This window comes from Exiguobacterium sp. GL_137 (assembly GCF_057834585.1).
In genome coordinates this window covers 593,747-607,393 of sequence record NZ_CM174406.1, presented here as the reverse complement: position 1 = coordinate 607,393, position 13,647 = coordinate 593,747, and the positions used below count along the sequence as shown (strand labels likewise).

Below are 13,647 nucleotides of genomic sequence, written 5' to 3'. Positions count from 1 at the left end.
AACATGTACTCCTTAATTCAACAAAAATTTACTTTTTATAACACTTCATATTAATCAAACCTCAACCATCATAACAAAAAGCGCATCCATTTGGAATCAGTATTTGAACGCATATAACGGAATGGTAAATCAAACTTCGTCGTATTGTGCACAAGGCCTTTTTGATGGCTGAACGTTTCAAAGCTGTACTTGCCATGATATCCACCAATCCCGCTGGCACCGACACCACCAAACGGTAAGTTATGCTGTGCGACATGCATGAGCGTATCATTCACACAACCGCCACCAAAGGAAATCCGGTTCAGGACACGTTCCTTGACGAAGTCATTTTCTGTGAACAAATAGAGTGCAAGTGGTTTATCACGGTCTGTGACAAATGTGATGACATCTTCAATTTCATCATATACAAGAACCGGCAAAATCGGACCGAAAATTTCTTCTTGCATCAATTTCGAATCAAGAGGAACGTTCGTCATGACGGTCGGAGCCATTTTTCTTGTTTCCGGATTGACTTGTCCGCCGAATTCAATGTCTCCCTGATCGAGATAGCCCGTCAAGCGTTCCAAGTGACTGTCGGATACAATTTTGACGTATGATCCAACTCCCACCCCATTTCCATACTGTGAAAATGCTTCTTCCTCGATATAACGCAGGAATGTTTCTTGTACATCCCGATGAACAAAAACATAATCCGGTGCGATACATGTTTGTCCGGCATTTAACCATTTGCCCCAGGCAATCCGTTTCGCCGCGAGTCTTAAGTCTGCATCCTTGTGGACAATCGTCGGAGACTTACCGCCGAGTTCAAGTGTGACCGGTGTCAGGTGTTTCGCTGCCGCCTGATGAACAATTTTTCCGACGCGTGTCGAACCCGTAAAAAAGATGTAATCAAACTTTTCTTCTAACACTGCTGTACTCACTTCCGCATCACCTTCGATTACGACACCAAAACGTTCATGGAAGGCCGTCTCAAAGACTTCGCGTAGCACACGTGAGACGTTTGGCGTTAATTCCGAAGGTTTCAAAACGACGGTATTCCCCGCTGCAATCGCGCCTACGACAGGTGCAAGGGCAAGTTGGAAAGGATAATTCCAAGGTGCGATGACAAGAACGTTTCCGTACGGTTCGAAACGGATTTCACTTTTCGAGCCAAAATGCAACAATGGCGTCCCCACACGGCGCGGCTTTGCAAGACGGCGCAATTGTTTTTCCATCCGATTGATTTCGCCGTAGACAAAACCGATTTCTGTCGTAAAAGCGTCTTGACGCCCTTTATTCAAGTCGACTTTCAAGGCATCGTAAATGGCTGCTTCATGCGTTTCAATCGCTTGTTTCAAGAACGTCAACATACTTAAACGAAAAGCAATGCTTCTTGTTGCGCCTGTCTTGAAAAAAGTCCGTTGTACCTCGACCTGACGTGCTACATCTAATCCCGTTGTCGTCAATCCCATCCGTAAATCCCCCTTGTGAGCTCATTCATTTCTTCCTTCTCATTCTACCATAGCTGCCAGGGCAAATAAAAAAAGCGGAGAGTCTTTTCTCCGCCTTCCGTTTACAGTTGGATTGCTGTTTCAAGTGCGACTTTCATCATGTCGTTAAACGTCGTTTGACGTTCTTCCGACGTCGTCTCTTCACCCGTCAACAAGTGATCGGAAATCGTTAAGATCGTCAAGGCGTTGACTTTATGTTTTGCAGCGAGTGTGTAGAGACCTGCCGCTTCCATCTCGATTGCGAGGCAACCGAAGTCCGCCCATTTTTTGAAGTGGTGGAAATCATCTTGGTAAAATTGATCGGTCGTGAAGATTTGACCGACTTTTGCATCGATGCCGTGTTCTTTCGCTGTCATATAAGCTTTGTGCAATAAGTCAAACGATGCTGTCGGCGCATAATCCAGTCCGTTGAACCGAACCCGGTTTTGTGCCATATCGTGTGACGCACTCATCGCGATGACGACGTCGCGGACTTTGACGTCCGGCGTGATCCCGCCGGCAGTACCGACACGAATCAGGTTTTTAGCTCCGTATGATTGGATTAATTCGTTTGCATAAATCGACATCGACGGGACACCCATCCCTGTTCCTTGAACAGAAACTTTTTTACCTTTATACGTTCCTGTAAAACCATACATTCCGCGAACTTCGTTATACAAAACGACGTCCTCTAAAAATGTATCGGCAATGTATTTTGCACGAAGTGGATCTCCTGGAAGTAATACGGTTTCTGCAATCTGACCTTCTGTTGCGTTAATGTGTACGCTCATGTACGATTCCTCCTCTAAATAGTGACTAAACCGACAACAACTCCCGGAACTCATTTGGAGTCATTCCAAACTGCTTTTTAAAGACTTTCCGAAAATATTTATCATCATGGTATCCGACTTCAAGCGCGATCTCGTAGATTCGAGCATCCGTCTCACCCAACAATTCCTTCGCCCGATTTAAACGGATCGTTTGAATATAATCCGATAGATTGACCGAAAAACGTTGTTTGAATCGTCTTGAAATGTATTCCCGGCTTAAGTAAAAGCGTTCGCTCATGAGTTGAAGCGTTAGTTCTTCCGCATAGTGTGTCGCAATGTACTTCGCAATCTGATCAATCGCTTCTCCTTGTTCCGGAACAGGACCTATCAATTCCATCGCACGCCCGACAGCATCGTTTAAAATATCAGGATCGATTGGCTTGAGTAAGTAATCAAACGATTGATGCAAAATCGCACGACGCATATACGTATAATCATCATACCCTGTCAATACAATCGTGACGACCTTTGGATGATGATTTTTTGTCCATTCGAGTAAACTTAGTCCGTCCAGTCCGGGCATTTCGACATCTGTTAACATCAAATCGATTTTTTCCTGTTCCAAAAAACGTTTGGCAGTGACTCCGTCATCCGCTTCAAAGATGTTGTCTACCTGCCATGTATCCCACTCGCCAAGCAATTTAACGGCATCACGAACATGTTTTTCGTCGTCTACGATCAATACATTCATCATAGTTCCTCCTGTTCAACGGGAATTCGAATGACGATTCTAAAACCACCTTCAGTTGGAGACTGCAGGATCATACTGGCTTCCTCTCCATAAAAGATTAATAGACGTTCGTAGATATTGTGTAGACCGATCCCGGATGTTTGACGGTCTTCCGGCCGGCGGTGCATCCGCATCGTTTGATCAATACTTTTCAGTTCCGTCGATTCCATGACTGCCCCGCTGTTTTCGACTTGAATGATCAGTTGATCCCCGTCACTTCTGACTTTATAGGCGAGATAGTTTTCGGTTGCATCTACCTGTTGATTAAACGCATGCTTAAAATAATTTTCAGCAAAGGGTTGTAAAATCATTTTCGGGACTTCAATCGAATTCATGTGCCACGGCACATCAACGATGTAGCGGAATCGATCGGGAAAGCGTTGCTGCTGAAGACGCATATAGGACTGAAGATGATCGACTTCCTGCTTCAACGTCACAATTGTCTGTTCATTATTCATCGAATAACGCATCATTTGCGAAAGTCCTGTAATCGAACGATATGCAACTTTTCGGTCGCCCTGTAACGTCGTCGTCCCGATTGATTGCAAGGCATTAAACAAAAAATGCGGATTCAACTGGGATTGTAAGGCCCGCAATTCATTCGTCCGGTTTTCCAGTGCCAAACGGTATTCACGTTTGATCAGCCGGTCGATTCGTTGAATCATCCGCTGGAACTGCCGATTCAGCAACCCGATCTCATCATTGGTTGTCGCAATGAATTGAGCCGATAAATCGCCTTGTTCGACACGCCACACGTTTGCTGTCAGCTGTTTAATCGGCTTTGTGATTTCAAGTGCCACGAGACTTGCTGCAATAATCATCAAGACTAACGAGCCAATTCCGATCAAAATTAAAATCAGAGCTGTTTCATTAGCACTTTTGACGACAGAGGCGTATGGCGTCGTCTTAACAAGTGTGATAGGAACACCCTGTGTTTTCGTTTTGGCATAAACGATGAAGGAGTCCCCGACCCGCATGCTGCCACTTTTACCTGTAAATCGGTCATTCGTGACCGGAAGCTCTTTTCCCGTCTTGGCAATCAATTGATTTCCATTCAACAGCCAAAGCGATTCACCGGGGAAGTTTTCAAACAGCTTTAATTGCTGTTCAAAGACACTCGTTGGAATGTCGACAGAAAGAAATCCAAGCGGTTCATCTGTTTCCACACGATTGATCCGGTAACGGAAGCTGACGATCTGTTTGTCATCCAAAATCATCGTATGTGTATTATAGGCAGTAATCTGATGTGCCGGATCAATCAACCAGCCGTTTTTTTGTTTCATCAAACGAAAGTAGTCGGTCTCCTGTAACCAATCAAACTTCCCCCGGCTGGATGTCTTCATGTTATAAACCGAGTACTCCGAGTTTCCTTTTAAGATGACGAAGTGAAGCTGCTCAATATCTTGTCTGGATAAAAAGAGTCCGAGAAGCGCCCGTGAAATCACACCCTCCGATTCACTGAGCTCAGCATCCGCCCCGACATTCATAATATTGAGTAAGGAGCGATTCGCATACAAACTTGTCGGTAATCGTCTTATATCTTCCATATAATGACTGATTTGGTTGCTTCCTCTTTTCAAAGCGCTCAAGCTTGAACGTTCCGCCTGCTCCACATTTTGATTCCGTACATAGAGATAAGAAGCTGATGTAGCAAGCGTCGTCGGAATCAGAATCGCTAAGACGACAAGTCGGATCAAACGTGTTCGGATGCTCTTCATCGCCGTCTCCTCCATCCTTTTTCTTCTAATAAGTAGTATAGCATAGCTGTATCCGCTTACATGTACGTGTTTTATTTGTTTGTGCCCCTCACGATTTTCTTCAAATTGGATTTCTAAAAAAACAACACTTGATTCCGAATGAATATTGATATAACATCGTTAATGTTCGTTTTTAACAAACTTTTAAGATTAAGGTGGTCTTTGGTTCATGTTTAAACTATCCGCACACGATACAACGGTCAAACGTGAAATTCAAGCTGGTTTTATCACGTTTATCACGATGGCCTATATTCTATTCGTCAACCCAACCATTTTGTCCGAAGCAGGAATTCCACAAGATCAAGCTTTCTCGGCGACAATTATTGCCACGCTGATCGGTACGTTATTGATGGGCTTTTATGCTAACTTACCGATTGCCGTAGCACCGGGAATGGGATTAAATGCTTATTTTACGTATACCTTGGTAATTGGTGAAAAAATACCTTATCAAACAGCCTTATCGGTCGTCTTCGTTGCCGGCATTATTTTTCTTTTGTTATCCCTGTCCCCTTTACGGACTAAATTGATTGAAGTCATTCCGACCACACTCAAATTGGCTATCACTGGAGGAATCGGTTTGTTCATTGCTTCCCTCGGTTTGAAAATGTCCGGAATCCTTGTCGCAGACCCTGCAACCTTGATTACAATCGGCTCCTTAACATCCCCGGAAGCCCTTATTACGTTAGTCGGTTTACTGATAGCAGCTATTCTGACAGTTAAACGTGTTCCGGGCGGGCTTTTGTACGCGATGATTTTATCCGGACTGCTGGCTTTCTTGACCGGTGAGTTGACGTTCTCGAAAACCTTGATTGCTTTGCCGACTTTACCGGAAGGCATTCTTGTCGCGAATCCGCTCACTGCCGTTCAAGACGTCATTCAATACGGACTCTTCAGTGGTGTGCTTTCGTTTGTGCTCGTCACGATGTTTGATACGACCGGTACGATGGTCGCAGTCGGTGAACAGGCTGGACTGATCGAAGAGGATGGTTCCCTGAAAAACAGTGAACGTGCCTTGTTATCCGATTCAACGGCGATGATTGCCGGAGCTATGTTCGGAACAAGTCCAACCACGGCCTATGTCGAATCGGCTTCCGGTGTCGCAGCCGGCGGACGAACCGGTTTGACATCCGTCACAGTTGGAATCTTGTTTGCGCTGTCAGCAGTTTTCGGCCCAATCGTTCAATCGATTTCAAGCGTTCCGGCCATTACGGCTCCGGCATTACTCCTTGTTGGTGCATTGATGCTACAAAACATCAAACAGATCCAGTGGGAAGATTTCAGTGAAGCCTTTACCGCGTTCATGGTGATCATCATCATGCCGCTATCCGGCAGTATCGCAACAGGTATCGCGTTCGGATTCATCATCTATCCCATCATGAAGGCTGTACAAAAACAGCGGGTCCACTTCTTGATTTATCTGTTCGCCGTTCTGTTTTTCATTCAATTGTTTTTTCTGCATTAATGAATAAAAAAACGTGTAAAAAAAAGTGCTGCTTCCAATTTTTCTTGGAAACAGCACTTTTTTTATTATTTCTTCATTTTTTCCCATGTCTTCGTAAAGTCTTGTAACATCTCTTCCGATGTTTTTTGTTTCCCTACATATGCCTGCATGATGGCACCAAATTCATTGACAGCGCCGTCCGGATATTTAAACCAGTTCCATGAGATGGTTTTATCTTCTTTAGAGTACTTGATGATATCGTCAGCCAGTGGTCCAAGATCGGCTGCTTCGATTGATTTGAAAGCCGGAATGAACTTGAACTTGTTGACCATGTAATCTTTTCCTGTGTCAGATGTCGCCATCCACTCGAGGAACTTTTTACCTTCCTCTTTATTTTTCGAGTTTTTGTTGACGACCCAGTTATTCGGAACGCCGACCGGAAGGCGGTCCATTTTTTCTTTATCATCATTGATCGGCATCGGGATGAAGCCCATCTCGATGTCCGGATTAACATCCGTGATCAATTGTTGCGCCCAGTTTCCTTGTTGGATCATTGCTGTTTTCCCTTCAGCAAACTGAGAAACTTGTGTATTGTAATCCGTCGTCAACGGATTTTTGTTTCCGTATTCGATCGTCAAATCAAACAAGTTCATAAACTCTTTAAATTGTTTATTGTCTTCGAACTTTCCTTTTCCAGAGTTCAAATCGGCAATGAACTGATCCGGATCATCCTGTTGCGCCATCGGGATATTCATTAAGTGGTTTCCAAGAATCCACCATTCGCCGTATCCGATTGAGAATGGCGTAACACCATCCGCTTTCAGTTTCTTAGACGCTTCTGTTAATTCTGTTAAAGTTTTTGGTAACTCTGTAATACCGGCTTTCTTGAAGATTTCTTTATTGTAGATGAAACCATAACCTTCCAGGTTCATCGGCATACCATAAAGTTTCCCGTCAATTGTCATCGGTTCTTTTGAAAGGTCTGTTAAATCACTGACCCATTTTTCATCCGAAAGATCTTCCAATTTGTCTTGCCATGTTTTCGCTTCTGTAAATCCACCGTTATTAAAGACATCCGGTTCATTCCCTGAAGCAAACTGCGATTTCAAGGCTGCGCCGTAATCCGATCCGCCACCAACCGTTTGAACGACGACTTTTACGCCTGTTTCTTTTTCATAGGCCTTTGCCATCTTTTCCATGTCTTTTGCGATTTCAGCTTTAAATTGGAATACGTTGAGGGTCTTCCCGTCCTTAGAAGAGCCACTGTCCTTTGAGTCATCACTATTGAGTGTCCCACCGCCACCACATGCTGCAAGTGCTACGACCATTGCGGTCGTCATAACTGGTAGTGCTGCCCATTTACGTTTACGCATTCGGATACCTCCCTGATTTTCGAGTTGATAATCGTGCTACGCTTTTACAATAAATGAAAACGCTTGCAATAAAAACGGATAATTTTGTCCGGTGCGGTGGAAAATATTGAACAATCGTTATCCGATAAAAAAAGTCGGGATTAGTGTATGATAAAAATAGATACTATTTAACGAAGGAGTTTGATGCAATGTCCCTACAGTTCACGATTTTATTGATTGGTTTATTGTTATTTACCGCAGTCTGGACAACGAAATTATCCAGTCGCTTGAACATTCCTGCGCTCTTGATTTTCATCGCTCTTGGTATGATTGCCGGCAGTGATATTACCGGTTTTATCCGGTTCGATGATGCGGAACTGGCGCAATTGCTCGGTACCGTGGCACTGATTATCATCTTATTTGAGGGAGGTCTTCAAACTGCCTGGAAAGAAGTGAAGACGGAATTGTCACCCTCTCTTTCACTTGCAACGTTTGGTGTCTTCATCGCAACGACGATTGTCGCCGTTGCGTCCCATTATATTCTCGGATTCAGCTGGGCTAACGCCTTTCTCCTCGGTGCCATTGTCGGATCGACGGATGCTGCCGCGATTTTTTCAGTACTCAGCGGACAATCCGTCCGGCGGAAAGTAGGATCGACGCTGGAACTCGAATCCGGTACGAATGATCCGATGGCTGTTTTTCTGACCGTCTTCTTCCTGGAATTCGTGACGAATCCTAAAGAGGCCTCACTTGTTTCCGGCTTAACTTCGCTAGTCTGGGAAATGGTGATCGGTTTACTGCTCGGTCTATTCATCGGCTGGATTGCTTCAACATTACTTAACCGGATTGATCTCAGTTCCTCGAGCTTTTATCCGATTCTGCTAATGTCATTCGCTTTTCTTTCGTTCGGTATTGCGGACACGATTCACGCCAGCGGTTTCCTCGCTGTTTACGTGACAGCGATTTATATTAGCAATCATGAGTTGGTCTACCGGCAGACGCTCGTCCGTTTCACAATGAGCATGGCGCACTTGGCGCAAATCGGAATGTTCATCGTGCTCGGATTACTTGTGTTTCCGAAACAGTTGCTTGATCCACAGGTGATTTTATCATCGATTGCCCTCGCTTTGATTTTAATCTTTATCGCTCGTCCGGTTTCCGTTTGGCTCAGTCTCCTTCCCTTTAACTATTCCTGGCAGGAAAAAGTATTTGTCTCTTTTGCCGGTTTAAAAGGAGCTGTTCCAATCATTCTCGCAACTTATCCGCTTGTTGCCGGAATCGATAATGCCGGCATGATCTTCAACATCGTCTTTTTCACTGTTTTGTTATCGACGTTAATCCAAGGGAGTATGTTGACCTTCTTGGCGGACCGGCTTCATTTAAACGAGACCGGTTCATCCACGATTCAAACGGTCATTGAGTTCATGTCGATCGGTAAACCGAATGCGGAAATCATCGAATTGACGATTCCGAACTCTCATCCGTTTGTCGGGGAAGCCATCTCGGATATTGATCTGCCGCAGGAATTTTTAATTACGGCCATCATCCGTAACGATCAAATCGTGACACCACGCGGCGATACAATTTTTGAAGGACGGGATCAATTACTTCTATTAACACCAAAACATCGGATTAAAACACTCAAACGTTTTTTATTCCCGCAAAAAGAGATGACAAAAAAGAGCTGACGTCGCTGTCAGCTCTTTTTTGTCATTTCTCTTAACGCTTTGATTTAACGCGGCGATACACAATGTATCCGATGATTCCGACGACGATAATACCAAGAATCCACCATAACTCCTGTTCGAGTCCTTTCAACATCGACTCTGCCCGTTCCACCCCAAACCTTTCTCCTAACCACACATAGAAGAACGATACCGGGAACAAGCCAATGCTTGAGGCCAATACATATCGTTTGAAAGACAAATTGAACAAACCACACGGAATGGAAACAACAGAACGAACGACCGGGAAGAAGCGGCCAAACAATGCTGACCAGGAACCGTATTTCGATACGATTCGTTCCCCTTGAACGATTTCCCGTTCCTTAATCATTAGCCATTTTCCGTAACGAACCAAAATTGGACGTCCGGCGTAACGACCGAGAAAATAAAATAATGTCGCCCCCATCAGACTGCCGAGAAAACCGATCAAGACGGCTGCGGTCCAACTAATTGTCCCGTTTGATACATAAAGACCGAGTACCGGCAACCCGACTTCAGCCGGGATTAATTCCGTCCCGAGTCCAAGAATCATAATTCCTAAAAACAGCCAGAGATTCGACTCTCCGGCTGAGAACAACCATTCTAACATCCAACCACTCCTCTAAATCAGCCTCGTGCAGGACGAAGAAGATAATAAATGATGACGACGAGCGTCGTCCAGACTCCTGTAAAGATCCCGATGATTCCGACGATAAAGAAGCCAAGTGCCATCATTGATCCTGTGCGTTTGTAATCACGCCACATCGTCCGTAATCCTTTGATGTTAAACCAAAGAAACACGACGAAAAGTAGGGCAAACACTAATCCTGTAATGAGTATCGCTGACATGTCTTCACCTCTCTCTTATTAGTTCATATGCCCATTATAACGTGTTTTCACACGTCTTTCCTCCGTCTGAGGTCGGATGAACTTATTTTACCCTATAAAAAAATGTCCTTCTGGCCATGAAATCATGGCCAGTAGGACATTTTGAATCAGATTTATCAGTACATCACTCGTTCTTACAGCAGGTGCACACCTTGTTCACGGTACGACGCGCGTGTTTCTTCCGACCAGACCGATGCTTGAACTTCACCGATATGACGTTTCTTCAAGAGGAACATCGCCATCCGGGATTGTCCGATTCCTCCACCGATTGTCAGCGGCAGTTTCTCTGCCAATACACCTTGGTGGAACGGGAAATCAAGTTTCGTGTGTTCGCCCGTCGTTTCGATCTGCGCCAGCAATGTTTCGCGGTCGACCCGGATACCCATCGACGACAGTTCAAATGCTCCGATTTCCGGATGGTGAACTAAAATATCACCGTTGAGCGTCCAGTCATCGTAGTCTGCTGCTCGACCGTCATGTTTTTCTCCGGATGCCAATGCACCACCAATCTGCATCAAAAAGACAGCACCATACTCTTTCGTCACTTCGGTCTCGCGCTCTTTTGTCGAAAGTGTCGGGTATGCATCTTCAAGTTCTTGTGTCGTCATGAAATGAATCGTCTCCGGTAAAATCGCTTCAATCGCAAGTTTCTCTTCGACTTCACGTTCCACTTGGCGAATCGACTCGTAAATCGCACGAACCGTCGTTTGCAAGTAGTCAATCGTCCGCTCTTCTTTTGTAATGACACGTTCCCAGTCCCACTGGTCGACGTGAATCGAATGAGTTTCGTCCAGTACTTCATCACGACGGATGGCATGCATCAATGTGTACAAGCCTTCCCCTTTTGAGAATCCGTATGTGTGGAGTGCCTGGCGTTTCCACTTCGCAAGAGATTGAACGATCTCGAGTTCTGCCTGATGGTCAATTGCATCAAAGCGGATGACACGTTCGATTCCGTTCAGATGATCGTTGACTCCAAGTGTGCTTTCGACGAATAACGGCGCTTCGACGCGTGTTAATCCGAGTTGTGCCGAGAACTGCTCCTCAAAGCGTTTTTTTACAAGTGTGATGGCTTCCTGTGTCTGTTTCATAGATACGAGTGTTGTCATGGTATTCTTCCTCCTCAATTGTGTGTTTGAAAAAGAAGCCATAAAAAAGAGCCCTTCTCTCCCAAGAATATGGGACGAAAGACTCGGTTCCGCGGTACCACCCATGTTAACAGCTCAGCTGCTCACTCAAAAGACTGATGATCAATTATCATCTCAATCTTCGGCCATATGATAACGGACAGGCAACTCCGGCTACGCCTACTGACTTCAGTGTTCGGGTAGCGACTCCGGGATGTTCTTCGCAACTTGTTTCCGACTGGGCTCTCACCGCCCCCAGCTCGCTAATCCGGTTTTACAAGATGTTACTCTTCCCTTCAACGTCGTTGTTACAATTGAATTGAGAACATCGTACACCATCCGGCAAGCATTTGAAAAGCCCTTTTTTCAAAAAAAAATAAAATAATCTGACTAATCAGACTAGATATGTCATATAAAAACGTTCCCGCAGAAGCGAGAACGCGCTTACATCTTTATTTGATTGAACCACTCGTAATCCCTTGAATAATTTGTTTTTGCATCGCAAAGAAGAAGAGTAACAACGGAATAATCCCGAGAATTAATCCGGCTAGCGCCAAGTCCCACTGCTTCGTGTACTGACCGAAGAAATAGAACGTCGCGAGCGGAATCGTCCGCAGTTCGACATCACGCAACATCAGGGACGGCAACAAGAAATCATTCCAAATCCAAAGTGTGTTCAAAATGACAATCGTTACCGTGATCGGTTTAAGCAACGGGAACACAATCCGCCAAAAGACGCCCCACTGCGAGCAACCGTCAATGATGGCTGCTTCTTCAATCTCTTCCGGAATCGATTTCATGAATCCATGATACAAGAAAATCGACAAGCCGGAACCAAAGCCGAGATACATCAAAATCAGACCCCAATAACTGTTTTGCAGACCGAGATCACCCGACAGCTTCGATAACGGAATCATGATCGACTGAAACGGAATGATCATCGCGGCGACAAACAGGAAAAAGATGATGGTCGACAAGCGGGTTTTCGTCCGAACAAGTTTCCAGGCGGCCATCGAACAAAAAATAACAATAACTGCATTTGCACCAACTGTAATGATGACAGAATTCAGAAACACTTTTCCAAAATTCATCGCTGCCCAGGCATCTGTATAGTTTGAGGTGATCCATTCTTTCGGAAGCCCCGATGTATTTGTAAAGATATCTCCTTGCGTTTTAAACGAGTTCGAAATGACATAATAAAACGGAATCATATACAGTAAGCCCATCAACAGTGCGGCAATCTCAACGGTACCGAGACGCACGGAATAACGACCACGCTTTTTCGGTGCCGGTTTCTCCGGCGTCAGTTCCGGTTTCGGCAAAGGTTGTGCAGTACTCATGCTTCCACCTCCCGTTTTTTCGTCAAGTAGACTTGAGTAACGGTAATCGCGGCAACGACAACAAAGAAGATGATCGCTTTGGCAGAACCAAGACCCAGGTTATTGTTTGTAAACGATTCTTTATAGATGTTCAGCGCAAGCATTTCTGTCGATTTGAACGGACCACCATTTGTCAGCGATAAGTTCGTATCAAATAATTTAAAGGACCAAGAAATCGTCAAGAACAGACAAATCGTAACAGACGGCATGATCAGTGGAATCGTAATATTCCGCAACGTGGATAATCGGTTGGCTCCATCGATTTTGGCTGCTTCAATCAGTTCCTGCGGTACATTTTGCAGGGCAGCGATATAGATGACCATGATATATCCCCCACCTTGCCAAATCGAGACGATGACAATGCCCCAGAAACCAGTTCGGGCGTCACCGAGCCATGGAAGTTCGAATAAACTCCAACCTGTCAATTCTCCAATCGACGCAAATCCTTTAACGTAAATAAACTGCCAGACGAACCCAAGAATCAATCCACCAATTAAGTTTGGCATGAAGAAAATCGTCCGTAAGAAGTTTCGTGTCCGAATATTTTGCGTGAGTAAAAACGCTAAAATGAATCCGACCAGGTTTGTTAAAATTACGGCAACGACGGTATATTTTGTCGTCAGCCAAAAGGACTGCTGAAACTGTTCGTCCACTGTAAAGAGGCGGACATAGTTATCAAATCCAATCCAATTTAATTCACCCGTAATTCCGTTCCAATCCGTGAATGAATACATGACACCATTAAAAAAAGGTACGAGAACAATCACTGCGAACACTAAAAAGACGGGTCCGACAAACATCCAAAATTCAAGTCCGCGCTTTACTTTTTTCTTATTGCTTACTGCCATTGCTCATCCCTCCTCTATCCCTAGACTACGCAACTTTCCATAAAATGAAAACGCAACCATTTGACAAGTTGGGTGGAATATATTGAACGATTATTTGGCGTGTCAGTTTCAGATACGCTACTA

General features: G+C 44.7%; 12 protein-coding genes and 1 other annotated feature. Of the genes, 2 read left to right on the top strand and 10 right to left on the bottom strand.

Annotated features, from left to right (window positions below):
• Positions 1-68: 68 nt before the first annotated feature.
• The 4 genes from AC3IRK_RS03180 to AC3IRK_RS03165 all read right to left on the bottom strand — a co-directional run bounded on the left by AC3IRK_RS03180 (position 69) and on the right by AC3IRK_RS03165 (position 4,747).
• Entirely contained in the window at positions 69-1,451 is a 1,383-nt protein-coding gene (locus AC3IRK_RS03180) for an aldehyde dehydrogenase (protein ID WP_131504224.1), read from the bottom strand.
• Between the two features lie 101 nt (positions 1,452-1,552).
• Entirely contained in the window at positions 1,553-2,260 is a 708-nt protein-coding gene (deoD, locus tag AC3IRK_RS03175) for a purine-nucleoside phosphorylase (RefSeq protein WP_026829180.1), read from the bottom strand.
• Positions 2,261-2,285: 25 nt separating this feature from the next.
• Positions 2,286-2,990: a response regulator transcription factor gene (locus AC3IRK_RS03170; protein ID WP_251138797.1), complete on the bottom strand. Its 705-nt coding sequence runs from the start codon at positions 2,988-2,990 to the stop codon at positions 2,286-2,288.
• Complete coding sequence (locus AC3IRK_RS03165; RefSeq protein ID WP_131504226.1) at positions 2,990-4,747, bottom strand: sensor histidine kinase; 1,758 nt, start codon at positions 4,745-4,747, stop codon at positions 2,990-2,992. Before AC3IRK_RS03165 ends, AC3IRK_RS03170 begins: the two co-directional genes overlap by 1 nt.
• A 208-nt stretch (positions 4,748-4,955) precedes the next feature.
• Here AC3IRK_RS03165 and AC3IRK_RS03160 point away from each other — a divergent pair, with 208 nt between their 5' ends.
• Positions 4,956-6,248 (top strand): NCS2 family permease, encoded by a 1,293-nt coding sequence (locus AC3IRK_RS03160; RefSeq protein ID WP_131504227.1) that lies wholly within the window; start codon positions 4,956-4,958, stop codon positions 6,246-6,248.
• Positions 6,249-6,313: 65 nt separating this feature from the next.
• Here the strand turns inward: AC3IRK_RS03160 and AC3IRK_RS03155 are convergent, their stop codons facing one another.
• Positions 6,314-7,600, bottom strand: coding sequence for an ABC transporter substrate-binding protein (locus AC3IRK_RS03155; protein WP_114596851.1), 1,287 nt, complete (start codon positions 7,598-7,600; stop codon positions 6,314-6,316).
• 188 nt (positions 7,601-7,788) lie between these two features.
• Between AC3IRK_RS03155 and AC3IRK_RS03150 the strand changes: the two genes are divergently transcribed.
• Entirely contained in the window at positions 7,789-9,267 is a 1,479-nt protein-coding gene (locus AC3IRK_RS03150; RefSeq protein ID WP_131504228.1) for a potassium/proton antiporter, read from the top strand.
• 31 nt (positions 9,268-9,298) lie between these two features.
• On the opposite strand, the gene AC3IRK_RS03145 is transcribed toward AC3IRK_RS03150, so the two are convergent.
• The 5 genes from AC3IRK_RS03145 to AC3IRK_RS03125 all read right to left on the bottom strand — a co-directional run bounded on the left by AC3IRK_RS03145 (position 9,299) and on the right by AC3IRK_RS03125 (position 13,524).
• A complete protein-coding gene (locus AC3IRK_RS03145) occupies positions 9,299-9,892 on the bottom strand; it encodes a DedA family protein (RefSeq protein ID WP_131504229.1) in 594 nt (197 codons plus the stop codon).
• Positions 9,893-9,909: 17 nt separating this feature from the next.
• Positions 9,910-10,131 carry a hypothetical protein gene (locus AC3IRK_RS03140; protein WP_014969583.1) on the bottom strand — a complete coding sequence of 74 codons (222 nt, stop codon included), beginning with the start codon at positions 10,129-10,131 and terminating at the stop codon, positions 9,910-9,912.
• Between the two features lie 173 nt (positions 10,132-10,304).
• Positions 10,305-11,279 carry an aspartate--ammonia ligase gene (asnA, locus tag AC3IRK_RS03135; protein ID WP_131973621.1) on the bottom strand — a complete coding sequence of 325 codons (975 nt, stop codon included), beginning with the start codon at positions 11,277-11,279 and terminating at the stop codon, positions 10,305-10,307.
• A 67-nt stretch (positions 11,280-11,346) separates the two neighbouring features.
• Positions 11,347-11,606: a binding site (T-box leader), on the bottom strand.
• A 143-nt stretch (positions 11,607-11,749) separates the two neighbouring features.
• Positions 11,750-12,637, bottom strand: coding sequence for a carbohydrate ABC transporter permease (locus tag AC3IRK_RS03130; RefSeq protein ID WP_131504231.1), 888 nt, complete (start codon positions 12,635-12,637; stop codon positions 11,750-11,752).
• On the bottom strand, positions 12,634-13,524 hold the full coding sequence (locus AC3IRK_RS03125; protein ID WP_026829190.1) for a carbohydrate ABC transporter permease: 891 nt from the start codon (positions 13,522-13,524) through the stop codon (positions 12,634-12,636). Before AC3IRK_RS03125 ends, AC3IRK_RS03130 begins: the two co-directional genes overlap by 4 nt.
• Positions 13,525-13,647 lie beyond the last annotated feature (123 nt).

Coding starts and splice junctions, on each gene's coding strand:
- AC3IRK_RS03180 (WP_131504224.1), bottom strand. CDS start 1,451: ATGGGATTGACGACAACGGGATTAGATGTAGCACGTCAGGTCGAGGTA.
- deoD (WP_026829180.1), bottom strand. CDS start 2,260: ATGAGCGTACACATTAACGCAACAGAAGGTCAGATTGCAGAAACCGTA.
- AC3IRK_RS03170 (WP_251138797.1), bottom strand. CDS start 2,990: ATGAATGTATTGATCGTAGACGACGAAAAACATGTTCGTGATGCCGTT.
- AC3IRK_RS03165 (WP_131504226.1), bottom strand. CDS start 4,747: ATGAAGAGCATCCGAACACGTTTGATCCGACTTGTCGTCTTAGCGATT.
- AC3IRK_RS03160 (WP_131504227.1), top strand. CDS start 4,956: ATGTTTAAACTATCCGCACACGATACAACGGTCAAACGTGAAATTCAA.
- AC3IRK_RS03155 (WP_114596851.1), bottom strand. CDS start 7,600: ATGCGTAAACGTAAATGGGCAGCACTACCAGTTATGACGACCGCAATG.
- AC3IRK_RS03150 (WP_131504228.1), top strand. CDS start 7,789: ATGTCCCTACAGTTCACGATTTTATTGATTGGTTTATTGTTATTTACC.
- AC3IRK_RS03145 (WP_131504229.1), bottom strand. CDS start 9,892: ATGTTAGAATGGTTGTTCTCAGCCGGAGAGTCGAATCTCTGGCTGTTT.
- AC3IRK_RS03140 (WP_014969583.1), bottom strand. CDS start 10,131: ATGTCAGCGATACTCATTACAGGATTAGTGTTTGCCCTACTTTTCGTC.
- asnA (WP_131973621.1), bottom strand. CDS start 11,279: ATGACAACACTCGTATCTATGAAACAGACACAGGAAGCCATCACACTT.
- AC3IRK_RS03130 (WP_131504231.1), bottom strand. CDS start 12,637: ATGAGTACTGCACAACCTTTGCCGAAACCGGAACTGACGCCGGAGAAA.
- AC3IRK_RS03125 (WP_026829190.1), bottom strand. CDS start 13,524: ATGGCAGTAAGCAATAAGAAAAAAGTAAAGCGCGGACTTGAATTTTGG.